This window comes from Parageobacillus caldoxylosilyticus, assembly GCF_019272935.1.
Taxonomy (GTDB): Bacteria; Bacillota; Bacilli; order Bacillales; family Anoxybacillaceae; genus Saccharococcus; species Saccharococcus caldoxylosilyticus.
On the sequence record NZ_CP040553.1, the window covers coordinates 3,333,915 to 3,360,445 of the forward strand.

A 26,531-nucleotide genomic window follows, 5' to 3' on the forward strand; every position below is an offset into this window, starting at 1 on the left:
CAGATGGAATAGCTGAGTTGTCACAATTTTTTATAACCAGTTGATGATGTTTAATGCTAAAATAATAGAAAAAAACAGCAGGTGAACAAGTTGCACATTTCAAACACCAGCGAAATTTTTGTTTATTTTACTATAGGAGCCACCAAACTGTTCATATGTTGCGGAGGTGTGTCGACATGAACAGTCGGCGGGAGGCTGTCAAAGAAATGTGGAAGCGCTTTATTTTTGAAGATGAACTAGATGAAAAGCTTTCTTCCATTGTCAAAGACTCATGGATTCGATCAAAAAAATGGAAGGTAGACCCTTTTCAGCCATATGGCCAAATAAAAAAAATTGAAACGGAACGGTACAAAAACCTTATTGATTGGTCCATGCCATTAATGGAAGGGCTCTATTCCATCGTAAAGGGGTCCGGATTTTTAGTCATCCTTTGCAATGAAAAAGGTCAGCTATTAAAATCAATTGGCGATCCGGATACTCTAAAAATGGCTGTTCAAATTGGTTTTGTCGAGGGGGCGGATTGGAGCGAACAAACCATGGGTACCAATGCGATTGGAACATCCATTGTTATTGATCAACCTGTCCAGATATTTGCGGAGGAACATTATTCGCAAATATGCCAATCATGGACTTGTTCCGCGGCTCCGATTCATGATTCAAAAGGCAACATTATCGGAGTATTAAATGTCTCCGGCCCATATGAAAAGGTGCATCCCCACACATTAGGGATGGTGGTTTCAGCGGTCAAAGCTATTGAGTATCAATTAAAATTAAATGAAAATACGGAAAAAAATATCATGATGCAAAGGTTTCTGGAAGCGACAACCAATAATATGAAAGAAAGCATCCTAATTATTGATACGGAAGGAAAAATTATAAAGGCCAACGATCAGCTGAAGAAGCTCCTTTGTCTTGATCAGTCGCACCTAGAAGGGAAAAAGATCAACGAAATTTTTATAAATAAATCCATTGTCTCCAATAAGCCTGTCTATCTGCAAAACCAAGAACTCCATTTAAAGGTGAAGCCATCAAGAAATACCCATCATGTAATGGTCGATAAAATCCCCATCTATAAAGACAAACATTGGATTGGTTCGATGATCATGGTGAAAGAAATCCAAAAAGTGCGCCAATTTGTCAATCACTTATCCGGAAACCAGGCAAAAATAACGTTTGATGATATTATCGGGCAGCATCCTCATTTCATTCAAAAACTGAATGAAGCCAAACTTGCCGCAGAGACCGATTCAAACGTTTTAATATTAGGGGAAAGCGGGACGGGAAAAGAAATGCTTGCACAAGCAATCCATAATGCAAGCAAGAGAAAAAACAAACCGTTTATTGCCATCAATTGCGGCGGAATCCCTCGCGATCTTCTTGGCAGCGAGCTGTTTGGCTATGTGGAGGGTGCTTTTACTGGAGCCAAAAAAGGAGGAAGTGCAGGAAAATTCGAACTTGCTGACGGCGGCACTCTCTTTTTAGATGAAATTGGTGAAATGTCTTTGGAAATGCAGGTCCTTCTTTTACGGGTCATTCAGGAAAAAGAAGTAATGCGGATCGGCGGCCATAAAGTGATACCGGTGGATGTCCGGATTATTGCAGCTACGAACAAAAATCTCCGTGAGGAAGTTCAAAAGGGAAGCTTCAGGGAAGATCTGTTCTTTCGTCTCAATGTCATGCCGATTACACTGCCTCCTTTGCGGGAAAGAAAAGAGGATATACCGCTTCTTGTCCGTCACTTTATCGGTAGGCTTTGCAAAAAATTAAACAAACCGTTTCCAGAAATCCGACAAGACTTTTTAGAAGCTCTCATTCAGTACGACTGGCCAGGGAATATTCGGGAATTGCAAAACATACTAGAAAGAACGTTAAATCGGAATACAAAACCAATTTTGTCTGCAAAAGATTTACCGGAAGAAGTGTTTCAAATGTTTCCAGGGCAAAAAAAGGAGGAGATGTTGGTACATAGAGATGAGATCAAAAAACAGTCTATTATCCAGGCGTTACGTTTATGTAATGGGAATATCACGAAAGCAGCCAAACATTTGGGAATTTCCAGAAGCACTTTTTATCGACAAATGAAAAAATTTAACATTGCTTATTAACAAAATTATTGTTTCATTTTGTATCAAATTGTATCAATATGTGGCAACAAAGTGTTCCAAAATGGGACACTTTGTTTCTTTTTACTGAAAGAATATTAATTGAATCTATTATCTCGTAAAAAATTTCTAGATTTTTTGATAGAACGATGAAACTATTTGTGGCAAATCGATCAATTTCATATTCAATAGCTTCCTTCCCCTCATTCGTCTGTGTTGGCACGTTTTTTGCGTATTAATAGAGATGAAAACGTTTTATTTTCAATGAAGGAGGAGAGCAAGTTGGCGACGATTTCTTTGGATCATCTTACTTGGATGTACGAAACAATGTACAAAATTCGTTATTACGAGGACAAAATGGCAGAAGCTTACGCCGAGGGAAAAAACCCTGTCTTTAACATCGGTGCAGGGCCTGTACCGGGTGAAATGCATTTGGCGACGGGGCAAGAACCGGCCGCTGTCGGTATATGTGTTCATCTAAAGAAAGAAGATACGGTAACGTCCCCGCACCGTCCGCACCATCACGCGATTGCAAAAGGAGTAGATTTAAATAGAATGACCGCCGAAATCTTTGGGAAAGTGACTGGACTCGGAAAAGGCAAAGGCGGGCATATGCACTTATTTGATCCAGATGTCAAATTTTCCTGCGGAGGAATTGTCGGAGCGGGCATTCCACATGCACTTGGGGCGGCGCTTGCAGCGAAGAAAAAAGGGACGGATTGGGTAGCGGTTGCTTTTATTGGGGAAGGAGCGGCCAACCAAGGAGCTTTCCATGAATCTTTAAATATGGCAGCACTGTGGAACTTGCCGCTTATTGTCGTGATTGAAAACAATCAATACGGAATTTCTGTCCCTAAGTCCGCATCCACATCCGTCCCATCCAATGATATAAGAGCTGTTGCTTATGGAATGAAAGGATATTATGTGAAAGATAATGATCCGATCGAAATGTACCACGTTTCAAAAGAAGCAGTGGAACGAGCGAGAAAGGGAGAGGGGCCATCGATTATTGAAATCGAAACTTACCGTTATTTAGGGCATTTCCAAGGAGATCCAGAAGTTTACAGAGATAAAAACGAAGTTACTTTACTAAGAGAAAAAGACCCGATTGTTCGTATGCGCCAAATCTTAATCCAAGAATACGGAATAGAAGAACAACAGTTAATCGAACTGGAAAATAAGGCAAAGCAAGAAGTCGAAGCCGCTTATCAGTTCGCGCGCGAAAGCGATTATCCTGAACCTGAAGATGCTTTAAAGGATCTTTTTGTCTAATCACTATATGGAAAGGGGTCGTAAAAATGCAAAAAACAAAGCAACGCTTATTGACGGGAAATAAAGCGATTGCAGAAGCGATTAGATTAGAAATGGAAAGAGATCCAAACGTATTTGTCATGGGGGAGGATGTCGGTGTATACGGAGGGATTTTCGGAGCAACCGAAGGATTATTTCAACAGTTCGGTCCTGAACGGGTGATCGATACACCGATTTCTGAAACGGCTTTTATTGGCGCTGCGATTGGAGCGGCTGCAGAAGGAATGCGTCCGATTGTCGAATTAATGTTCGTCGATTTCTTCGGCGTCTGTATGGACCAAATTTATAACCATATGGCAAAAATTCCGTATATGTCAGGGGGCCGGGTTAAGCTGCCGATCGTGTTAATGACCGCCGTTGGCGGAGGATACAGCGATGCTGCCCAGCATTCCCAAACATTATATGCCACTTTTGCCCACCTGCCGGGAATGAAAGTGGTGGCGCCATCCACTCCGTATGATTTGAAAGGAATGATGATTTCCGCCATCCGGGATGATAATCCAGTCGTCTTTATGTATCACAAAACATTGCAAGGATTAGGATGGATGGATCAATTGGACGCATCCGTCGGACATGTTCCGGAAGAAGCGTACACTGTGCCAATCGGCAAGGCAAAAGTGGTAAGAGAAGGGACAGACATTACGATTGTGGGCATCCAAATGACGACCCATCATGCTTTAGAAGCTGCGAAAAAACTGGAACAACATGGAATTCAAGCGGAAGTCATCGATTTGCGTTCACTCGTTCCGTTAGACCGCGAAACGATCCTTCAGTCGATTAAAAAGACGCATCGTTTGCTTGTTGTCGATGAAGATTACTTATCATACGGAATGACGGCGGAAATCGCCGCAATCGCCGCTGAAGAAGGTTTGTATGATTTAGATGCGCCGGTCAGAAGATTAGCTGTTCCGGATGTGCCAATTCCATACAGCCGTCCGCTTGAACAATTTGTCTTGCCAAATGCAGACAAAATTTTTCACGAAGCAATGAAACTAGTAAATGAATAAAATCGATTTCCAATACAGGAGGTAACCATGTTAATAGAAGTAAAATTGCCTCGACTATCCGATGCTCATGATGAAAGCTTGATCACCTTCTGGCACGTTTCAGAAGGTGATTCCGTAGAAAAAAACGATACGCTCGTTGAAGTTCAAACAGAAAAAGCTGTTTCGGAAATTGAGGCTCCAGATTCCGGCGTTGTAAAAGAAATCCGAAAAAAAAGAGGTGAAACTGCCGCGGTTGGAGATGTATTGGCCATCATTGAAACAGCATCTTCCACAGAGGAACAACCAAAAGTGGCACAAGAGGTTCCGGTGGAGAGAAAAGCTACTCCGCGTGTAAAAAGATTAGCCAAAGAACTCGGGGTCGATTGGCACCTTGTCACTCCGACTGGACCTAACGGCAAAGTGACGGAAGAAGACGTCCGAAACGCGGCAAAACAAGGCGAAAACGAAAAACAGTCAAACCGGTTTGTCAAAGCAGCACCATCCGTGCGCAAATTCGCACGAGAACACAATGTGAACCTTGATGAGGTGACACCAACCGGGCCGAACGGAAGAATACTAAAAAGCGATGTTGAGGCTGTCATTGCCAAACGAAAATCAGAACAAACAGAAGCAGAGAAAGAAGCGGCAGCCAGCAAGGAACCAACGAAAAAAGAGACTATCACGCAAAGTCAACGAAGAATCCCGCTTACTGGCATTCGAAAAGCGATTGCAAACGCCATGGTTCATTCAAAATTGGTGATCCCGCATGTGACTCATTTTGATGAGGCCAATGTAACAAATCTTGTGTCCCATCGCCAAAGAGTAAAACCATTTGCGGATGAAGAGGGAATTAAACTCACCTATTTAGCTTATGTAGTCAAAGCATTAACAGCTGTATTGAAAAAATACCCGATGTTAAATGCTTCATTGGACGATGAACGAGAAGAAATTATCTTAAAAGATGAATATCATATCGGCTTTGCCGCCGACACCAACCGCGGCCTTGTCGTTCCGGTGATTCAACACGCAGATCAAAAGTCGTTATTTCAAATCGCCAAAGAGATCCAGGAACTTTCAACAAAAGCAAGAGATGGTTCCATTAAAGCGGATGAAATGACAGGATCCACGTGTACGATATCGAACATCGGATCAGCGAATGGTTCCTGGTTTACGCCGATTATCCATCATCCAGAGTCATGTATTTTAGGAATCGGCAGAATTGAGAAGAAACCTATTGTGGTCAATGATTCGATTGAAATCGCTTCGATGATGGCTTTATCACTCAGCTATGACCATCGGTTAATCGATGGCGTTTTAGCGCAAAAAGCTTTAAATGAACTGAAAAAATATTTAAGCGAACCGGATTTGTTATTTGTAATATAAAAATCTCGTCAAACAGGATGATTTTCTTTTGTCGTAGGCGAATACAAGCAAACAGGGACCCTGGGAAATTCCTCAGGGTCCTTTTTTGCTTTTCATCTATTTGAAGAACCAAAACAGCTTCCTCATTTTTGAACTAATCTCACTTTCACTTTCTGAACGGTGCCTGGCACCGTTCTCCCAAAGATGGCTTCTTTTCATTATTTTGCAACAATTATCATAAAATGTACAATAAAAATATATCAATTAGTGCATTTTTATTTGTATCATCCTTGGTTTTGCATGTATAATCATTTCAGTTTCGTATGTAATAATCTAAGTGCTTAAGCGGTGCAAAGGGACGGGGAGATTAGAATTTTTAAGCTTCTCATTCTCAATTACCTTGACTTTTCACCAAAAGAACGTAAGATTCGATAAAATCTCCAATAACAGCAGTTTAAAATTCCCCAAAAATAGCAGATAATCGTTTCAAAACAACATCTTAGATGGAGTGGAAAAACGATGCTGAAGATAGGGGAGTTTTTTATGATTCGAGAGTTGCACCAGAAAGGCTGGGCTCAAACTCTCGGATGAAATATGTGAAGCTTACGACCAAATAATGAATAAGTTAAAAAATAGCAAATAGATGTAATAACAATAAGGAGTCAGAGTCAGCTTATGTACTGGTCATATCGTAAATTGAACTTTATTTACTTTTTTCTGGCGCTTATTTTGCTATCTGTTGCTTTCTATAATATTTTTTATCATTTGGGTAAATTTCCAATTTATAGTTGGGATGAGGCGAGACACGGGGTCAATGCTTATGAGATGTTAAGACAGAGGAATTTTATTGTCAATACATATAGATATAAGACGGATTATTGGAATTTAAAACCTCCGCTTAGTTATTAGGCGATCATGGCTGGTTATAAAATTGCGGGATTCAATGCATTAGGACTAAGATTAATCTCAGGCATCTGTGCAATGTTAACGATTATTATAGTGGCTATTTTTGTGAAAAAGAATTTCGGAAATTTGGCTTCCCTATTATCGATGTTAACATTGTCGACAAGCATTCAATTCATAATCAACCACTGTGCAAGAACAGGTGATGCCGATTCGCTTTTTGTTTTTTTATTTACAGCGGCCATTCTGTCTCTATTGCTTTCTGTGAAAAACGATAAATGGTTATATGTTTCGGGACTTGCATTTTCTTTCGCCTTTTTAACAAAAAGTTGGCATGCGGGTAATATAGCTATTATTATGGGATTGTATCTCATCGTTACAGGAAAATATAAAAGATTATCTTATAAAAAATGGATTACTTTATGTTTGTGCATGATTGTACCCATTCTTATTTGGGCGGTCGTGAGATATCAATATGACGGCTTTACATTTTTTAACGTATGACTTACTGCTTAGATCGACCGTTCCTATAGAGGGTCACGTTGGAGATGAGTCTTACTATGCTATCATATTATGCCGTTTTTACTTTTTGTGGCTCGCTATCTTATTGGGAATGATCTTATTCTATAACTTTTATAAAAATGTTTCTTTTGATATGTTCAAATCTGAACATCAGTCTTATATAATAGGCATCTTTTTATGGGTGATCATTCCTTTTATGATGTTTACTTTTGCTAAAACGAAAGTAATATGGTATATTTTTCCTATCTATCCTCCGCTATCCATCGTTATAGGAGTTCTGGCAAGTAAAATTTTGACAAATGGAAAATTAATCATAAGAATCTTACTCTTATCCGCTATCCTTTATGTATCTTATTCTTATGAATCTCAAATTCAAACGTATTTAAACAACCCAATTCCTAATTTTCAATTGAGTTTGATTCAAAAAACGCAAGCACTCGATGGAGTAAGGGGATATAGCTTATTTATGTACCATTCACCGGGACATAAGGCGGTATGGGCTCAAAGTGCGGTTTTAACGGCAGAGTTAGTGAACGATTTTAAAGTGCGAAGCGGAGGCCTTCATGCTTTTTTAAAAAATGACAGAGCCTTGCTTTTAGTCAAGAAAAGATGGTTTAATAAACAGCTTTTAACGTCCTATCATTTAAGTGTTATGGCGTCTAATTCTTGGGGTTATATCCTTTGTAAAAAGAAGATATGAATGATGGAATTGCTGGATAGGTCAAAATGTTAATTGAACAGGATTTTGGATCCTGTCCGAATCACAATAGACGGTGATGAAGCTTTAACAAAGGCGTCTCTTAATAATATAAAGGACCAACACATTCGCAAAATAAAAGGTCATGTAGTTTAATGGCCCTCAAGTTAAAATAAATATGGAGAAGTATCTTAGACTAAGCTGTCCTGTTAAAAGGACAGCTTTTTTTCGTTCGCCATGAAAAATTCATTAGCAGAGACGTTACAAAATTAAATGGAAAGCGTTACAGTACATCGAAAGCACAAAGCTTCAACTGCCATAAGGTGTCATTTAGACATGATTTCCGATAAAAAATTGATTTTCGGGAAATACTAATTGCAAACAAAAACAGGAGGATAAAGAAAGCATGCCATGGATCGAAGGGCGCATTATTTCTGGTGAATATGACAAGGAAATGAACGTTTTCACCATTCAAAAGCTCAAACAGTTTTTCGTTGAATCCGTGCTCCAGCCATATCAGCTGCAGCATCTGTCAGACTATCTGAAAAATCATCAAAATGAGAAGGAAGGACAAATCCTCATTCTTTACGATCAAATGCCCGTGAAATTGTCGCAGGAAGAAATAGAGCAATTCATAGCGGATTTAGACGAAATTCAGTCTCACTGTAAAGGTTTTTCATGAAAAGATGCAAGAATTCATACAGAAAGTGTTTGATGTTTGATGAGAAATAAAAAGTTGTTCAAATGGTTAATCTTGATCATAGGTTGTTCTCTTGTTCTGTCATTTATTTGGAAAATACCTATAACAGCGAACAATCATAAAGGACGAAGTTATTTTGAAGAACAAGGAAGAGCAATCTGGGAAGTGCGAACCAAAGAGAAAGTTATTGCACTGACCTTTGATGATGGACCAAGTGCAACATATACTCCACAAATTCTAGATATTTTAAAACAATACCAAGCCAAGGCAACTTTTTTTGTAGTTGGTTCCCGTGTAAAAGATCACCCAGATTTAGTAAAACGTCAAATTTTGGAGGGCCATGAATTAGCAAATCATACATACAATCACGCCAATTTCAGAGGGCTTACCGAAGAAGAAATTAGACAAGAATTAAGAAAAACAAAACAACTTATTGTTGAGTTGACTGGATTTTCTCCGAAATTTTTTCGCCCGCCAGGAGGGTATTATAATGAAACCATCATTAATGTCGCCAACCAAGAAGGCTATACCGTTGTAATGTGGTCATGGCATCAAGATACCTATGATTGGAAGCAGCCGGGCGTCAGTAAAATTGTAAAAAAGGTTTTGTCTAATGCTCGAAACGGAGATATTGTCTTATTTCACGATTACGGCGGGGATCGTCGCCAAACGATCGAAGCGCTTAAGCAAATTTTACCTGAACTAAAAAAAAGAGGATACAAATTTGTCACTATATCCGAATTGATAAAAATGCATCCAAACTATAGATATCTCGAATGGATGCCAGGATGAATGAAATCATTGCCTGTGTATAGAGAGCTGAAAAAATATTTGAGTGAAAGTGAAGCTGTTACCAGTTAGATGCCCCATCGGAACCATTCGATGGGGTTTTCTTACCACACGAAATCGAAGAAGAAAACCTTTTCCAATACAGAAGTTTCTTTGGTGTGGGCGGCAAGAAATTTTCACCTTTAAATAATGTGGAATAAATGATGAAATGCCTGCCAACACCCGAGTATTGCCGAATGGTTCTCTCGGGAGAGGGCAGGTGTTTTTTTGGCAACTGTTCAGCTTACGTAGGTATCTACCATGACATCAGTTTTAAAAAGTCAAAAATGAATGCCTTTAGCGAATGCTAAAGATGATTCTTAAATATTTAAACCGATAGACATAAGAGGAATGGGAATAAAAAAGAAGCAGCACTTATTACAGGGGCATCGGGAAGAATGGACAATGCATTGCGGAACGATTTGCCAAAGGCGGCTGCGATGATATAGTGGTTGTTGCCTCAAGTGAAAAAAGTTACACCAATTAAAAGAAATGTTGGAAGCAAAATATGGCATTCGCGTTTTTCCTTATGTAAAAGATTTGCCGAAGCAAGCAGAAGTCGAGAGGATTGTATAACGAATGAAAACAACAAAATGATGGGCTCATCAATAATGCTGGTTTTGGTTTATACAGGGAATTTTTTGTTTTATGATATCATACTCTTTACTAAACCACCGCTCATGCTTCCAAAAGCCGGAAAGAGGAGGGGCCTCCCACTCTATGTATCAACATATTGTAAAACAAGGAGAAACCATCTTTTCTATTGCGATGGATTATCGCACCTCCGTGCAAGCTTTGTTAAAAGCCAATCATTTAACCATATTTTCTCGTCTCGTTCCCGGTCAGGCGATTATTATTCCTCATCTTCCTGCAAAAGGCTCAATTCCATATACCATCCATATTTCTGTCAGCCGCCGGCAGTTAACATTAAAAAAGAAGGGAAACATCGTTCATACGTATCCGATTGGTGTTGGAAAAATCGTGACGGCAACACCTGTTGGCGACTTTATCATTGTCAATCGCCAACCGAATCCCGGCGGGCCGTTTGGCGCTATGTGGCTAAGTTTATCGAAGATCCATTATGGCATTCACGGCACCAATAATCCATCTTCCATTGGAAAATATGTATCAAAAGGATGCATCCGAATGTACAACAAAGACGTACTGGAATTAGCCTCGATGGTGCCAAACGGAACAGAAGTTTTCATCCGGCCATAACATCAAGAGATGTTGCAAACCAATATTTTTAATGGTTATAAAAACAGGGGATGTTTCCTCTCCACAATATATCGTACAACTTTTGGAACTATATATGGTGAGAGCGGGGCAGGCCCTTTCTTTATTTGTTGGAAATTTACAACACACAAATTTGTATGTATCCATTGCAAATACGACCGGAATTGTAACAGTTTTGCCGGAAATGGAACCCGTAGACCCAAGAGGATCAAGCGTTACGAGAAGCGAAAAAATGAATTCGTGGCTTAGGGAAGGAGAACGCAAAGCTATGAGCATCTTCGCCAAAAACTGAAGTAATCAATGATGTATGAAAAGATATACTAGCCATTGACTTCCTTGTAAGAGAATGAAAGTGTCAACACCTTCATTCTCTTACAAGGCAGGCAAGCAAAGCGCGGTAGAAAAATCTCTATTTTTTTGACATAATACTATATCATCGCGAAAAGGAAATAGTTATTTTTATAACTGGATGAGGGAAATTGCTGATGTGTTCATTTCATACCGGAAATTGTATAGCTTTCAATAATATATTTTTGGAAGAACATGAAAATAACGATAATCGGAACAACCATAAAAGCCGACCCAGCCATTTGTAAAGCAAAGTTGCCGCCATATTGCCCTTTCAATAAGGCTAGCGCAACTGATAATGTGTAAAGATTCTCGTCATTTGCGATAATTAATGGCCAAAGGAAGCTGTTCCATCCCGCGATAAATGTTAAGATCCCTTGCACGGCAAGAATCGGTTTGCAAATCGGCAAAACAATCTGCATGAAAACCCGGAATTCACTTGCTCCATCTAACCGGGCTGCTTCCAGTAATTCATCTGGAATTGTTGACATGAACTGCCGGAACAAAAAGATGCTGAACGCCCCAACCAGGCCAGGCAAAACAATCCCTACCATGGTATTTGTTAAGTGCATTTCGTTCAAAATTAAATACACGGGAATCATTGTCACTTGTCCGGGAATCATCATGGTCGCTAATACTAGATAAAACAACTTTTCCTTTCCTTTAAATTGAAACTTTGCAAATCCATAGCCTGCCATCGCGTTTAAAAACAAGCCGATGAAGGAGCAGAGAACAATAATAATCGTGTTTTTTAGGTATAATGCAAAATTCATATCTTCAAATAAATGAACGAAATTTTCTAATGTAAATTGGTTGGGCCAAAGAGTAGGAGGGATTTGCATGACTTCACTTTCTGTTTTAAAGGCGGATAAAATCATCCAAATAAACGGAATAGAAATTAGTAAACCAGCTACCGTCAATACAATGCCGGCAGCCCATTGTTGATATCGCTCTCTTTTTGGATATGCGGATTGATTTTTTAATGTCTTCGATGTCATGGTTTCACCTCAATTTCTCCCTCAATAATTCACTTCTTTGTTTTGCAGTTTGAATTGAATGATCGTCACAAGAATAATGGCAATAAACAAGATAAATGAACCAGCTGCGGCATAGCCGAATTTACTGAGTTCAAAGCCGTTTTGATAAATAAATAATGCTACAGAAGTGGTGCTATCAAGCGGCCCGCCTTTTGTCATAATAAACGGTTCTTCGAAGAATTGAAGCCAACCAATCATGGTGGTAATGGAAACGAAGAAAATGGCATATCGCAGTAACGGAATGGTTATTTTTGTTAACTGTTTCCATCCATTAGCTCCATCAAGTTGTGCCGCTTCATAATACTCTCTCGGAATTCCTTGTAGAGCAGCTAGAAAGATAATCATGTTGACGCCAATGGCTCGCCATAATGCCAATATAATTAAAGAAATTTTCGCCATCGTCGGGTCTTGCAGCCATGGAACAGCTGGCAAATGAAGCAGTTTTAATAGGTAGTTAAACAGTCCAAATTGAGGGTTATACAAATAACTCCACACCACGGCGATCGCTACAACATTAGTAATGGAAGGCATGTAAAATATGACGCGGAATACTTTAAAGATGGGCGATTTCCCAAAGTTAATGAGAAGGGCAATACCTAAAGAACAAACAATGACAAATGGAACCCCAAAAACAACATAAAAAAGCGTGTTATAGATGGATTTTATAAAAACAGGATCACTAAAGATATCTTTATAGTTTTGTAAACCCACAAAGTTGATCGTCGACCAATCGGCTAATCCCGCCAAATCAATATCGGTGAAACTGATGATGAGTGCAATAAAGATTGGCAGTATGGAAAATAGCGTCAACAAAATGACAGCTGGTGCAATGAAGAAATACGGTGTTTTATTATTAGTGAAACTTTTCACGGGTCCCTTCCTCCGTTATGCCCAAAGTAATGAGTTAACTAGCAGGAATAGGAATCCCTGCTAGTTAACTATAATACTAAAGCTATTTACTTAGAATCTCTTCAGCCTTTTTGTTAAATTCATTCATTTCTTTTTGCACATCCGCTCCGCCACGATAAATTTTTTCGAAGCTCTTTAAATACGTTTGAGCAATCTCTTCCCACTGTTTGATCATTGGCATTGGTTGCGAGGCTTCCATTTGTTGGCCGAACGTTTTATATAATGGGTCTTCTTGTAAAGTTTTATCCTTCCATGCTTCTTTTGCAGCCGGAAGTGAGTTTGTCATTTTCATCCATTTGAGTTGTGTTTTCGGTTTACTCATGAATGCGATGAATTTCAGTGAAGCATCTTTATGCTTTGTGTATTGGAAGACTGACAAGTTAGAACCGCCTAATGCAGAGAGGTTGTTTTCTTTTTTCGGAAGAACCGCTGTTGCCCATTTTCCTTTTAATTCCGGAGCTTGATCGTTAATTAACTTAACCATCCAAGGGCCGCTGATGAACATTGGAATGATACCGCTACGGAAGGCCTGAATGATGTCCATTCCTAAATCTTTTGGTGCCGAGCCATCTTTAAAGAAACTGTTTAAATATTCTACTGCTTCTACAAATTCTTTTTGATTGAATAATGGTTTATTTTGTTCATCGAGTAATTTGGAGCCATTCTGACGAGCAAACATGAAAGCTAAGCTCTGTTCGTTCGTATCAATGCTTATTCCATATTTATTATCGCCCCGTTTAGCTAACTTTTTCGCCGCATCGCGCAACTCATCCCAGGTTTTTGGCGGTTCATTGTAACCTACTTCTTTTAATAAATCTGTACGATAATAAAGAACTCGAGTATCAATATACCATGGAATGCCTACTATTTTATCTTCGTATTTTGTTGTTTCTATAGAACCTGGATAGAAGTTATTTTCATCAAACTCCGGATATTTTTTGATGTATGGTTTTAAATCCAATAATGCGTTGGCTGATGCAAATTCAGGAACCCAAGTTGTTCCCATTTGGATAACGTCTGGCCCTTTTTTTGACGCCACAGCAGTTAATAGCTTATCGTGGGCTTGATCCCAAGGAATAGCTTGGACTTTCACATCAATGTTTGGATTTTCTTTTTCAAAGTCGGTCACGATTTTTGGAAGGGATTTTGCTTCTTCTCCCATAGCCCATACATTAATGGTTGTTTTATTCGTTGATGAGCTTGAGTCAGACGAGCATCCTGCAAGTGTTCCTGAAATAAGTAATGTACTTAATAAAGCGGTTGTTAGGAATTTTTTTCTCATTTTCGTTATTCCCCCCAGACTCTCTTTTTGTGCGGTTGGATAGTTTGAAAATGCATAAGTGCATACAAGTTTATCCTATTTTTTAGGTTAGTGGAACAAATGAAGCCGTCCCCCCTTTTTCAATCCCCCTAAAAGGATCAACATTCTTCTTTTATATTTTAAATTAAACAATTATCGCCAGTTCACCTCCTACATATATGAAACGTTTCTTAAATTTAAATGAATGGTGAAACGTTTCACCTAGTGTTAAAAAATAAAACAACCTTCGCTAGAGGTTCTATTATTGAAACGTTTCGACAGAGTTATTATAAGATAATTTGTAATCGTTTTCAATAGAATTTTTTATCGTTTTTTATTATTTTGTCATTATAAAGGCTTACTTCTACGCATATAATATAAATTACAAAAAAGATACGAACCTGCCATTATGAGAAAATAAGATGAAATTTATCGAAACGTTTCTATAAAAAATTGACTCTGTTTATGAAAGCGTTTATAATCCAGTTGTAAAGCTTATCGAAACGTTTCTATAATCAATCTCGCTAGAGGTTCAGTATACGTAAAGAAAAATACTGTTTAACAACATCGGGACATGGGGGATTGAAGATGACGGAACAAGAACAAAAATTAGTTTCTATTATTCAGAAGATGACATTAGAGGAAAAAATTGCTCAATTAGTGCAGTTAGCGGCGCCTTTTTTCGAAGGAGCGACAAATGAAGGACAGATTACAGGCCCTATGGCAGCGATGAAAGTGAATGAAGATGTCGTGCGCAATAGCGGATCGGTGCTGGGGGCATCGGGAGCGAGAGAAGTCATTAACATTCAACGAGCTCATTTGAAGAAGAATCGCCTCGGCATTCCATTATTATTTATGGCGGATGTGATTCACGGTTATAAAACGATTTTTCCTGTTCCATTAGCGATTGGTTGTTCGTGGGATTTGGAATTAGCAGAAAAGAGTGCTGAGATTGCGGCTAAAGAGGCTTCAGTGTCAGGAGTCCATGTGACGTTTGCGCCAATGGTCGATTTAGTTCGAGATCCACGTTGGGGAAGAGTGGTGGAATCAACGGGGGAAGATCCTTACTTAAATAGTCAATTTGCACGGGCGTTTGTTCGTGGTTTTCAAGGGACGGATTTGCAGAATGACCATGACCGGGTTGCTGCGTGCGTCAAGCACTTTGCTGCATATGGGGCACCGGAAGGCGGACGTGACTACAATACGGTCAATATGTCAGAACGGCAGCTGCGTGAGTCGTATTTACCTGCTTATAAAGCTGCAATAGATGAAGGATGCGAAATGGTGATGACAGCGTTCACTACCGTAGATGGCATTCCGGCTACGGGAAATAAATGGCTGATGCGGGATTTGCTTCGAGGTGAGTGGGGATTTGACGGTGTCCTTATTTCGGACTGGGGTGCTGTCAAAGAAATGATCCCGCATGGTGTTGCTGCGGATGAAAGGGAAGCAGCTTATAAAGCCATTCAAGCAGGGGTCGATATCGAAATGATGTCCCCATGCTACATTCATCATTTGAAGCAGCTCGTCGAAGACGGATCAGTCGATGAAACATTAATTGATGAAGCCGTGTTCCGCATTTTACGGTTAAAACAAAAATTGGGGCTGTTTGAAAATCCATATCGTGGAGCCGATGAAAAACGTGAGCAAGAGGTCGTTCTTTGTGAAGAACATCGTCGTGTAGCGCGCGAATTAGCGACAAAGTCATGTGTTTTATTGAAAAATGAAGGAGTGCTTCCGCTTAAACGTGACAAAAAAATTGCATTGATTGGGCCATTTTCTCAAAACGGTGATATTTTAGGCCCGTGGTCATGCCTTGGTTCCAAAGACGAAGCGATCCAATTATATGACGGATTAAAAATGAAAGTCGATCCATCGTACCTTTTTGTTGCTAAAGGATGTGATATTGAAACGGGAACAGGAGAACAGTGGAATGAAGCGCTTCATGCTGCACGTGAGGCTGATGTTATCGTGTTAGCGTTAGGCGAGCATTCGGACATGAGTGGAGAAGCTGGTTGTCGTGCAGATATTCGTTTGCCAGAAATTCAGCTTGAGTTAATTGCTAAACTAAAACAGTTGAATAAGCCGATGGTTGCCGTATTATTTAACGGCCGGCCTCTTGATTTGCATGGAGTTGTTGACCAAGTGGATGCTGTTTTAGAAGCATGGTATCCAGGAACAGAAGGTGGAGCGGCTATTGCAGATTTATTGTTTGGGGATGCAAATCCTTCTGGGAAATTAACGATGTCTTTCCCATATTCGGTCGGGCAAATACCGGTGTATTACAACTGTTTCAATACAGGGCGCCCGAAAGATGCGCCGGATGCTCAAGAACGGTACGTATCGCAATATTTGGATATTCCAAATGAACCGTTATTTCCATTTGGATTTGGATTGAGCTATACAACGTTTTCATACAGCGATGCGGCGCTGTCTTCAGATTATATGACTCCGGAACAACCAATTTACGTTTCCGTAAATGTGACGAATACAGGGAAAGTTGCTGGCGAAGAAGTGGTGCAGCTTTATGTGCGTGATGTCACAGGTGATGTCGTTCGTCCAGTAAAAGAACTGAAAGGTTTTCAAAAGATCTTATTACAGCCGGGCGAAACAAAAAAAGTGACATTTACTTTAACGGAAGAGCAACTTCGCTACTATCATTCAGACTTGCAGTTTACAAGCGATGCCGGGACATTTGTTGCATATGTTGGTCCAAATAGCCGAGATGTAATAGCTCTTACGTTCAAGTTAGTGAAATAAAGAGAAAGTGGGGAATAAAGATGGCCATGTTAACGGATTCCACATTTAACATCGAAGCAGGAGATTTGCGATTTACCTTTTTAAATAGCGGCGATCTTTGCGAAGCAACACATAAAACGACGATGATTAATCAAGTGGTGGCTAATCCAATCGATGGATCATTGAACAACATTTATTTACGGATACACGATTCTTCCGGCATAAAAGTCTTTCCGTTGCTTGGGGTTCGCTCTGAAAGCAGGGTAAGCTTTTCCAATTCTCAAGTTTTTTGGGAAGGGACTGCTAAGCAAGTTCGTTATCAGGTTACCTTTAGTCTCACCGAGCAAGGAATTTGGTTTTGGGATGTCATCGTCGATGGTCATAATGCAGAAATAGATATTATTTATGGCCAAGATTTAGGCCTTGCTGATAAAGGGGCTGTTCGGACAAATGAAGCATTTGTATCACAATATATTGATCATAAAGTATTTGAAGATGCGCATAAAGGATTTGTTGTTTGCTCCCGACAAAACCTGCCTCAACGTGGAGCTTTCCCTTATATACAACAAGGGGCTTTAACCAAAACAATTGGTTACTCAACGGATGGTTTCCAATTTTTTGGATTGTCATATAAGGAAACCAACGAACCTGAAGCGTTAACAAAAGAATTTCTTGCTAATGAAGTGTATCAGTATGAATTCGCTTACATTGCGTTGCAGTCCGAGCGGGTGAAATTAACAGGAACAGCACGATTCGTCTTTTATGGTCTTTTTAAAGAAAATCATCCGACAGCTATTACTTCTTTAGAGTATGAAGAAGACATACTAAATGCTTGGAAACAGGTTCATGTACAAAGGAAAACGGCTGTGCAGGTTTTGGATAAGGAAAAAATTTCTTCTATCTTCGGAGCGCCTCTGAAAACAAAATCAATGACGAAAGAAGAAATTGACCATTTCTTTCCTAATCGCTATCAAGAAGAATGGGATGGAAATACACTGCTTTCCTTCTTCACGGACACACACGAACATGTCGTTCTAAAAGAAAAAGAGTTGCTTGTTGAACGGCCGCATGGCCATATTATCATATCTGGGCAAAATACGAAAAAGTCGGAAAATATTATCACATCGACTTCTTACATGTATGGGGTGTTTAACTCACAGCTTGCTGTTGGCAACACATCATTCAATAAAATGCTGACGAATACCCGTAATGCGCTAAATGTAATGAAAACGTCCGGTCAACGCATTTATGTAGAAATGGATGGCGTATATCATTTATTAACCATGCCATCGATGTTTGAAATGGGATTTAACTATGCGCGCTGGTTTTATAAAACGGCAGACGATTTGTTGATTGTAACCAATTATACCGCAGTCGATGCACCAGAAGTGCATTTGCATGTCCGCTCTGCCAGCGGCAAAGCCTATCGCTACCTTGTTACGAACCAAGTATCGATGAATAACAATGAATATGAAGTACCGTTTTTGATGGAAAGAAATGGGCAAACGATTTCGTTTTATGCGGATGATGCATCAGATAGTGCTAAAACATATCCTAAACTGTGCTATCGGTTGCGCGTATCCGGGGCAGATATCGCGTTGGCAGATGAACGGAAGTTTGCGTCGAACGTCTTGCCGCGGTCTGCTTCCCTCGTTGTCCTTGATTTTAGTGCGACGAGGGAATGGACCATAACGATTCAAGGTCTTCTCCACGGCGAAGAGATGCCTTTTGTCAAACGAGAGGCGGAAACAGAGATCGAACGTTACCGTGCTTTTTATCAAACGGTGATGAATGGATTTTTCTTATCGCAAAACGGAGTGGTAACGGACGAACTAAGAAAGGTAAACGCTCTCGCCTGGTGGTATACACATAATATGCTCATTCATTATTTAGTTCCGCATGGGCTCGAACAATATACTGGCGCTGCTTGGGGTACCCGGGACGTATGCCAGGGGCCGACAGAATATTTGATGGCAACTCATCACTATGATGCAGTGCGAGATATTTTAAAAACCGTATATTCTCATCAATATGAAGATGATGGAAACTGGCCGCAATGGTTTATGTTTGATAAGTATTTTACGATTCAACAGGAAGAAAGCCACGGGGATATTATCATTTGGCCGCTGAAAGTGTTGGGGGATTATTTAGCTGTAACGAAAGATTACAGTATTCTGCAAGAAAGAGTTCCTTATACCAAACGAGGCAGTTTCGAATTTACCGAAGAAAAGGCTACCATATTGGAACATGCCAAAAAAGCGGTTGCCTACATTAAACAAAATTTCTTACACGGGACGCATCTATCATCGTATGGGAATGGCGACTGGGATGATACACTTCAGCCGGCTAACGCACAGTTGAAACAATACATGATTAGCAGTTGGACAGTTGCTTTGACTTATCAAGTCTTCCGCCAATTGTCGCACGTTTTGGCAGATGTGGATGAACAAGAGACAGCAAAACTGCAAGCATTGGCTGCAGGGATTGAAGCCGACTTTCACCGCTATATATTGTCAACAGAAGTAATTCCAGGCTTCATCTATATGGAAAAACCAGAAAAAGTAGAAATGATGCTTCACCCAAGCGATACCAAAACAGGTATTCACTATCGCCTGATTCCGATGACTCGGGGAATAATCAGTGAACTGTTGGCACCAGAACAGGCAGAAGCACATTATCAAATTATCAAAGAAAAGCTATATTTTCCAGACGGCGTTCGATTGATGGACCGGCCTGCCAAGTATGCCGGCGGCGTCAGCACGCACTTTAAACGCGCCGAACAAGCAGCAAATTTTGGCCGAGAAATCGGCCTTCAATATGTCCATGCCCATATTCGTTTCGTTGAGGCGATGGCCAAACTCGGGAAAGCTGAGGAAGTATGGAATGGTCTCTCAATCATTAATCCAATAGGAATTCAACAAGTTGTACCGAATGCGGAACGCCGGCAAAGCAATACGTACTTTAGCAGTTCAGACGGCAAATTTAACACGCGATACGAAGCGCAGGAACGGTTTCATCAATTGCGTGAGGGAACGATACCGGTAAAAGGCGGCTGGCGTGTTTATTCAAGCGGTCCCGGAATATATATGAATCAGTTAATTTCTAATTGTTTAGGGATTCGTCAGGCGGCGGGCGATTTAGTAATCGATCCGGTATTGCCGCAAAAATTCGATGGACTACAGTTTAACTTTAGGTTTATGGGGCGGCCTGTTACATTTGTTTATCATCTTCGTGGCCAAGATGTAAACCGTGTTGTCATCAATGGCCAAGTCGTTGCGGCACAAGCTTTGGAGAACCGTTATCGTAAAAGCGGTGTTCGAATTAGCCAGCAAGAGTTTAAACGTCTGTTGACAAATGATTGCAATGTCATTGAGATTTTTATGCAATGATTTTTTGGCGGCCTTCATTGGACCGCCACATTTTTCGAAAAATGGAGGAAAGAATATGAAACAAGAATGGTGGCATAAAAGTGTCGTTTATCAAATTTATCCTCGAAGTTTTCAAGATTCGAACGGTGACGGAATCGGTGATTTGCAAGGAATTATTTCGCGGCTTGACTATTTACAAGAATTAGGTGTTGATCTTATTTGGCTTTGCCCAGTCTATGCTTCACCAAATGCCGATAATGGATATGACGTCAGCAATTACTATGACATTCATCCAGAATATGGAACAATGGCCGATATGGAACAGCTGATTGATGAAGCAGCGCAGCGCGGCATCGGCATCATGATGGATATCGTTGCTAATCACACTTCAGATGAGCATCCATGGTTTGTCGCTGCAAGCAAAGATCGAAATAATCCGTTTAGACAGTTTTACGTATGGCGCGATGGAAGGGGCAATCGTGAACCGAGCGAACTCAAATCTTTTTTTGGCGGAAGTGCCTGGGAATACCATGAACAAACTGGCCAATATTATTTACACTTATTCAGTAAAAAACAACCAGATTTAAATTGGCATTATCCCCCAGTTAGACAAGCCATTTATGATGTAATGCGCTTTTGGATTTCTAAAGGAATCAGAGGGTTTCGCTTTGATGTCATCGATTTAATCGCCAAAGAGGTGGATAACAACATTATTGCGAACGGTCCTCGTCTTCATGAGTATTTACAAGAAATGTATCGAGAAGTGTTAGATGGAGCAAATATAGTGACAGTTGGAGAAGCTGGAAGCGCCGATTTGGAACAAGCTATTTTATATACAGCACCGGAACGCCGTGAACTTCATATGATCTTTTCATTTGAACATCTTGCACTTGATGAAGAGGCGGGAAAGCAGAAATGGGATATGAAGCCGTTGGCGTTGGATGATTTGAAACAAGTTCTCTCAAAATGGCAGTATGGTTTAGCGGAACGCGGTTGGAACAGCTTGTTTTGGAACAACCATGACCAGCCGCGCATTGTCTCACGTTGGGGGAACGATACAATATATCGCTATGAGAGTGCCACCATGCTGGCAACACTGCTGCATATGATGAAAGGAACTCCTTATATTTACCAAGGTGAAGAAATAGGAATGACAAACGTTCGGTTTCCTGACATTTCCTATTACCGGGATATCGAAACATTGCAAATGTATAAGGAACGTATACAAAAAGGCTACTCTCATGAAGAGATTATGGCATCCATTTATGCAAAAAGCCGCGATAATGCACGTACACCAATGCAGTGGGACCAAACAGATCATGCGGGATTTACAACAGGCACGCCATGGATATCGGTTAATCCAAATTATGTCAACATCAATGTGGAAAAAGACCTTCGGGAAGAACGTTCGATTTATCGCTATTATCAACAATTAATCCAATTACGCAAAAAGACTGATATCGTCGTGTATGGCGATTATCAGTTGCTGGAAACGGAGCCACAAATTTATGCCTATACACGACAATTAGGAAAGGAACGATGGTATATTATCTGCAATTTTACAGATAAAATGGTGGAATGCAAACTATTAGATCAACTGCCAACCGGAGAGATGATACTAAGTAATTATCAGAAGTCCTTTTTAAATGGCCGTCTTAGACCATATGAAGCAATAATATGGAAAACTCGTATATAAAGATGGGGAAGTAAACCATGTATAATATATAATAAAAAAAGAGAGCATTTAATCGGATAGGAGAGAGTTTCATGGTTAGTATTAAAGACATCGCAAAAAAAGCAGGCGTTTCTATATCGACGGTGTCCTACGCATTAAATGGCAGTCCAAAGGTAACGGAAGAAACGAGTGCGAAAATTTTAGCGATTGCCAAAGAATTGAATTATGTTCCAAATGCAGCGGCACGAACACTAAAAAAGAGAGAGACAAAAATTATTGGTGTCTTTTTAACCAATTATAGTGGTGCATTTTACGGACAACTATTAGAAGGAATGCTTGAAACACTGGGGAATAATGGATATGAGCTCATTGTCTGCAGCGGCAAGCAGTCACATCGTTTTCTGCCGGAACGAATGATTGATGGCGCCATCATTTTAGATCAGACATTTTCGAGTGAAGAATTGCTTAGTTACGCTGATCGTGGGCATAAATTAGTCGTTCTAGATCGCGAATTAGATCATCCAAATATTAGTCAAGTGTTGCTTGATAATAAAGCTGGTGCTACATTGGCAATTGATTATTTGATTGAAAAAGGCCATCGTAAAATATATGTTGTCACGGGTCCAAAAGGTTCTTATGATTCCAACCAGCGTTTGAAAGCGGTAAGACAAGTAATAGAGCGGCATCCGCATATAGACTATACAGAAATCGAAGGGGATTTTCATAAACGGGCTGGAGAACGTGCGGCACAACAAATCATCCAGCAGTATAGCCAGCCAGCTGCGGTTTTTTGCTTAAATGATGAAATGGCGATTGGAATGTACAATTATTTGGCCAAGACAGACTATCGGGTTGGCGAACACGTACACATCATTGGCTTTGATAACATCGAAGTGGCTCATTATACTCAACCGCGATTAACGACAATTGATTATTCGAAGCGGAAGTGGGGAGCCTTAGCCTCTGAGCAATTATTAAAATTGATTGCTAATAAACCTGTAGAGCATGAGCGAATTTATGTGACGTTGGTGGAAGGAGAATCGGTACAACCGATATAAAGTGTCATCTGGTGTGCAAATATCAGAGTGGTGTAGTTTTTCATTGACGTGGTTTTTAAATCCACGCTTATGGAAACAAGGAAGATGAAGAAAGCAGTGGTTCTTTGTTTATTCCATGTTTTAGCTGGCTGTTCTTCAGAAAAAAGGGAGAGGCTGCACATAACCCTGTCAAGTAGACAACATCCATCATATGAAACCTTTTCACCTTAGTGGATAATACTCCTGCCTAAGTTAGTGGTAGATGTTGGAGCGAATAAAAGTTCAGAAAGGAGTCATGATTCGCTGAATCTCCCTATACCAAACGGAGAATGCGATGTATAAGAGGACGGAGGATTCGTTCCCCGTCCTCTTGTTCATTCAAATATTTTTACCTTTTTTAACAACGAAAAAAGCCCCCGCTTTTTGTTTTCTAAGTCTTCTTCAATCGATTTATCTTCCTCTTTAAGAAAGGTTATTTCATTTCTTAAAACCATGTCTTGTGTTTTGGAAGCTGTTTTTGCTGGTTCGTCATGAAAGGTCAGTTCTGCTAACGGATTTAGGGGTGTTGCTTGAATTTCTTTGTCAGAAGAACCATTTGTTTCTATCTCCAATGTTTCCTGTACATTCTCCACCATGATGGAAGCAGTGGTACTTTCTGCTGGAGATGATACATTTGTTTCGTCCTTTTTCATGAAATGCTCATCTTCTGGTTCTTGATTTTCGGATTTCATCTCTTCAAGGATTTCATGGTCGTCAATTTTTTCGGTTTTTTCTTCCTGAACAGCAGTGTGATCTTCTATGATAGGAATCATATCATAATGAATTTCTTCTTCAATATCATAATGGATTTCTTCTTCAATATCATAATGGATTTCTTCTTCAGCTTGTTTGGACATAGCCTGATGTGTTATCCATTGCTCAGATACCTTTTCCTCTATACATTTGGATGTTATTGGCTCTTCTTCTGTTGTGTCCCTTAGTTCGGTAGTTGATTTAGGTATATCCAATGTGAGGAGCTGGATGTCTGAATGGTCATCTTCAGTGGCTGTGTATAATTGTGTTGGTGTTACTGGATTGGGAGATTTGTCATCATCCTCTCCCGACTGTTTATCTCGAAATGGTTGGCGAGTGTTTTGGAATGGTTGGGGTTCAATTCGTACATGTTTAATCTGGCTGGATCTCTGAGGATATACATTGGACGTTTGTGAATTTAATTGATTTTGACCTTTCTTTTTAACTGGGGATATAACAATCTGTTGCTTTGTTTCATCAATGAATTCCTGTAATTTTAGAAAGCTATTTGTAAATGAAGTTGTAACTGGATTTTTTTGCGAAGGAGTTATTTCTTTTGGTTTCTCTTCTACATGGGGAGTTTCTTGTTGTGTTGTTAACAGTTGTACTAATTGTGATAGCATTTCTTTCATTTCGTTCATTTCTGGATTTGACGAATCCCCTCTTTTCTGATCCATTCTTTCTGTTAACTCTGAAAGCTGTTTCGATATTTTCTCTATTTCTTTCGAAAACCGAACGGTCTTTTCAAGAATAGCTTCCATTTCAACTTGTTGATGTAAAATATTCTTTTGTAAAACCAACAAATCCTTTTGTTTCTCTCTATCAATTTCTGACAACTTTTCTTCGATGACACGGAATTTTTTTGTTAATGTGCGGACTTCTTCTCTCAAATCTTCTGTTTCCAGTTTTTGTGTAAATAAAATATTTTTCAACTCTTCAAAGTCTCTCAAAACCTTATCACTGTTTTCCTTCAAAAAATCATAATCTTTTTCCATAGTCTTGATCCTTTCTACCCAAGATGTGAATGATTCTAATTCTGATTTGAACGACAGATACTCATTCATAAGAGCGCGATGGGAAGAGAGTTCCCTCTCCAGTGACCGTGTTTTTTCCTTCATGATTTCTTTTTCTTTTTCCAGTTCAGCTTGCCTTTGTTTCGAAGCAGCTGCATCCTTTAATAAGGATTGGATTTTTTCTTCATTTGCCTCCACTTTTTTCTGAAGAATCAAATTTTCACTTCTTACTTCTTCAATCTCATCATGCAATAAGCAATTTTCCTTTTTTGTTTCCTCTAACTCTGTTGATAAACGGTCAATCTCATGATTTTGAGTGGAAATCGTTTCTTTATAATCATGGCATTTCTCTTGGAGCTGGGTGTTTTCGTTTGTTAACTGTTCCATTCTTTGTTTATAGTTAGATAAGTCACTTAATAAGGATTGGATTTTTTCTTCATTTGCTTCCTCTTTTTTGTGAAGAATCAAATTTTCATTTCTTACTTCTTCAATCTCATTATGCAATAAGCGATTTTCCTTTTTTGTTTCCTCTAACTCTGTTAATAAGCGGTCAATCTCATGGTTCTGAGTGGAAATCGTTTCTTCATAATCATGGCATTTCTCTTTGAGCTGGGCGTTTTCGTTTGTTAACTGTTCCATTTGTTCTTGAAGATGGTTCGATTGTTGATCGGATTGAAACGAAGCAAGCATGGTTTTGTACTTTTCCAGTTCTGATTTGAGGTGGATAATTTTTTGTTCCAATTGGATGCTTCTATGCTCTTCGTTCACGGCCTCACCACCTTTTTGGTGATCTTTAACATGGAAAATGCCCATTCTTTAACAATTATATGCAAGATCCTAATAAAGATTGACATAGAAAACCATTTGCATACGCTGAGAAAATTGGGCGCTGATACTATCACTCTTGTTGGCAAATTACATAGTATAGAGTAGCCTGAAAAAAATGAATGAAAGGAAGGTTATTCGATGCCGATTAACTTAGAGCAGTTTGCTCAACAATTTAGTCCTGAGTGTATTCAAGTTTGTAAAGTATACGACTGGACGACGAACGTAGTGTCGCTCACACAAGATATCACATTTACTTTCCCTGCTGGTTCTCTTACTGGTATCACCGTTACTCAAGTCAATTGTTCAATAAGTCTTTTAGAATGTGCTGAAGACGGTCCACGCCGTGATATCGAATGTATGGTAGGAGATCAAACAGTTACGCTGCAAGCTGTTACATTAAGCAAAACCATTCAAGTTATTTTAGAGGCAATTGGAACCAATGCAGCTGGCGCACAAGTGACTGTATTAAGTAATCCAGTACTGATTACAGCAAGTGAAGAAGTGATTCTTTGCGCACCAGAAGGCACAACAGTATGTTGTAATCAAACACAAAATGATTTCAACATTTGCCGAGTGGGGGCATTTACACAAACTGGAGATACAATTACTGCGACAGTTTCATTAAGAATTTGTCAAAGTATTGTCGTCACATTTGAAGTCATTTTAGAAGTGGCAGCGAGATTTTGCCAACCTCGTCCAGAAATTATTTGCGAGGAAGAATGTCCAGTCGATGTATTTCCACCGCAATGTCCAACTATATTCCCAGTTATGTAAAAAAGGAGCTACAACTCCTATCCATTTAAAAAAGAGGAGATTTACTCCTCTTTTTTCATACATA

The 26,531-nt window shown here is 39.7% G+C and carries 18 protein-coding genes; 14 read left to right on the forward strand and 4 right to left on the reverse strand.

All coding sequences use genetic code 11. The annotated features are described in order from the left end of the window. The first annotated feature begins 176 nt into the window (after nucleotides 1–176). From BV455_RS17150 to BV455_RS17185, 9 genes are all read left to right on the forward strand, one after another. Nucleotides 177–2,105 carry a sigma-54-dependent Fis family transcriptional regulator gene (locus BV455_RS17150; protein WP_190977395.1) on the forward strand — a complete coding sequence of 643 codons (1,929 nt, stop codon included), beginning with the start codon at nucleotides 177–179 and terminating at the stop codon, nucleotides 2,103–2,105. Nucleotides 2,106–2,366: 261 nt separating this feature from the next. Then, nucleotides 2,367–3,374, forward strand: coding sequence for a thiamine pyrophosphate-dependent dehydrogenase E1 component subunit alpha (locus BV455_RS17155; protein WP_033314134.1), 1,008 nt, complete (start codon nucleotides 2,367–2,369; stop codon nucleotides 3,372–3,374). A 26-nt stretch (nucleotides 3,375–3,400) separates the two neighbouring features. After that, nucleotides 3,401–4,420: an alpha-ketoacid dehydrogenase subunit beta gene (locus BV455_RS17160; protein ID WP_061578787.1), complete on the forward strand. Its 1,020-nt coding sequence runs from the start codon at nucleotides 3,401–3,403 to the stop codon at nucleotides 4,418–4,420. Nucleotides 4,421–4,447: 27 nt separating this feature from the next. Beyond that, entirely contained in the window at nucleotides 4,448–5,782 is a 1,335-nt protein-coding gene (locus BV455_RS17165; protein WP_218687455.1) for a dihydrolipoamide acetyltransferase family protein, read from the forward strand. Nucleotides 5,783–6,676: 894 nt separating this feature from the next. Next, nucleotides 6,677–7,168: an ArnT family glycosyltransferase gene (locus BV455_RS20495; RefSeq protein ID WP_245005294.1), complete on the forward strand. Its 492-nt coding sequence runs from the start codon at nucleotides 6,677–6,679 to the stop codon at nucleotides 7,166–7,168. Next, on the forward strand, nucleotides 7,140–7,886 hold the full coding sequence (locus BV455_RS20500; RefSeq protein ID WP_245005295.1) for a glycosyltransferase family protein: 747 nt from the start codon (nucleotides 7,140–7,142) through the stop codon (nucleotides 7,884–7,886). Before BV455_RS20495 ends, BV455_RS20500 begins: the two co-directional genes overlap by 29 nt. A gap of 403 nt (nucleotides 7,887–8,289) precedes the next feature. Continuing rightward, a complete protein-coding gene (locus BV455_RS17175; protein WP_218687456.1) occupies nucleotides 8,290–8,565 on the forward strand; it encodes an HAD family hydrolase in 276 nt (91 codons plus the stop codon). 39 nt (nucleotides 8,566–8,604) lie between these two features. Further along, complete coding sequence (locus tag BV455_RS17180) at nucleotides 8,605–9,375, forward strand: polysaccharide deacetylase family protein (protein ID WP_218688067.1); 771 nt, start codon at nucleotides 8,605–8,607, stop codon at nucleotides 9,373–9,375. 756 nt (nucleotides 9,376–10,131) lie between these two features. Next, nucleotides 10,132–10,629, forward strand: a complete 498-nt coding sequence (locus tag BV455_RS17185) for a L,D-transpeptidase family protein (RefSeq protein WP_017437779.1) — start codon at nucleotides 10,132–10,134, stop codon at nucleotides 10,627–10,629. A 509-nt stretch (nucleotides 10,630–11,138) separates the two neighbouring features. Here BV455_RS17185 and BV455_RS17190 read toward each other — a convergent pair. From BV455_RS17190 to BV455_RS17200, 3 genes are all read right to left on the reverse strand, one after another. Further along, a complete protein-coding gene (locus tag BV455_RS17190) occupies nucleotides 11,139–11,993 on the reverse strand; it encodes a carbohydrate ABC transporter permease (RefSeq protein WP_017437781.1) in 855 nt (284 codons plus the stop codon). 21 nt (nucleotides 11,994–12,014) lie between these two features. Further along, a complete protein-coding gene (locus BV455_RS17195) occupies nucleotides 12,015–12,902 on the reverse strand; it encodes a carbohydrate ABC transporter permease (RefSeq protein ID WP_017437782.1) in 888 nt (295 codons plus the stop codon). 82 nt (nucleotides 12,903–12,984) lie between these two features. Continuing rightward, on the reverse strand, nucleotides 12,985–14,223 hold the full coding sequence (locus BV455_RS17200; protein WP_017437783.1) for a sugar ABC transporter substrate-binding protein: 1,239 nt from the start codon (nucleotides 14,221–14,223) through the stop codon (nucleotides 12,985–12,987). A gap of 606 nt (nucleotides 14,224–14,829) precedes the next feature. Here BV455_RS17200 and BV455_RS17205 point away from each other — a divergent pair. From BV455_RS17205 to BV455_RS17220, 4 genes are all read left to right on the forward strand, one after another. Further along, on the forward strand, nucleotides 14,830–17,001 hold the full coding sequence (locus BV455_RS17205; RefSeq protein ID WP_218687457.1) for a glycoside hydrolase family 3 N-terminal domain-containing protein: 2,172 nt from the start codon (nucleotides 14,830–14,832) through the stop codon (nucleotides 16,999–17,001). Nucleotides 17,002–17,021: 20 nt separating this feature from the next. Next, the gene (locus BV455_RS17210) at nucleotides 17,022–20,369 is read left to right on the forward strand and encodes a GH36-type glycosyl hydrolase domain-containing protein (RefSeq protein WP_218687458.1); all 3,348 of its coding nucleotides are present in this window, start codon (nucleotides 17,022–17,024) and stop codon (nucleotides 20,367–20,369) included. A gap of 55 nt (nucleotides 20,370–20,424) precedes the next feature. Further along, nucleotides 20,425–22,044 (forward strand): glycoside hydrolase family 13 protein, encoded by a 1,620-nt coding sequence (locus BV455_RS17215; RefSeq protein ID WP_218687459.1) that lies wholly within the window; start codon nucleotides 20,425–20,427, stop codon nucleotides 22,042–22,044. A gap of 71 nt (nucleotides 22,045–22,115) precedes the next feature. After that, nucleotides 22,116–23,081, forward strand: coding sequence for a LacI family DNA-binding transcriptional regulator (locus BV455_RS17220; protein WP_218687460.1), 966 nt, complete (start codon nucleotides 22,116–22,118; stop codon nucleotides 23,079–23,081). A gap of 353 nt (nucleotides 23,082–23,434) precedes the next feature. Here the strand turns inward: BV455_RS17220 and BV455_RS17225 are convergent, their stop codons facing one another. After that, a complete protein-coding gene (locus BV455_RS17225) occupies nucleotides 23,435–25,633 on the reverse strand; it encodes a hypothetical protein (protein WP_218687461.1) in 2,199 nt (732 codons plus the stop codon). 198 nt (nucleotides 25,634–25,831) lie between these two features. On the opposite strand from BV455_RS17225, the gene BV455_RS17230 reads away from it, so the two are divergent. Further along, nucleotides 25,832–26,467, forward strand: coding sequence for a BMQ_0737 family morphogenetic spore coat protein (locus BV455_RS17230; RefSeq protein WP_017437789.1), 636 nt, complete (start codon nucleotides 25,832–25,834; stop codon nucleotides 26,465–26,467). Nucleotides 26,468–26,531: the final 64 nt, after the last annotated feature.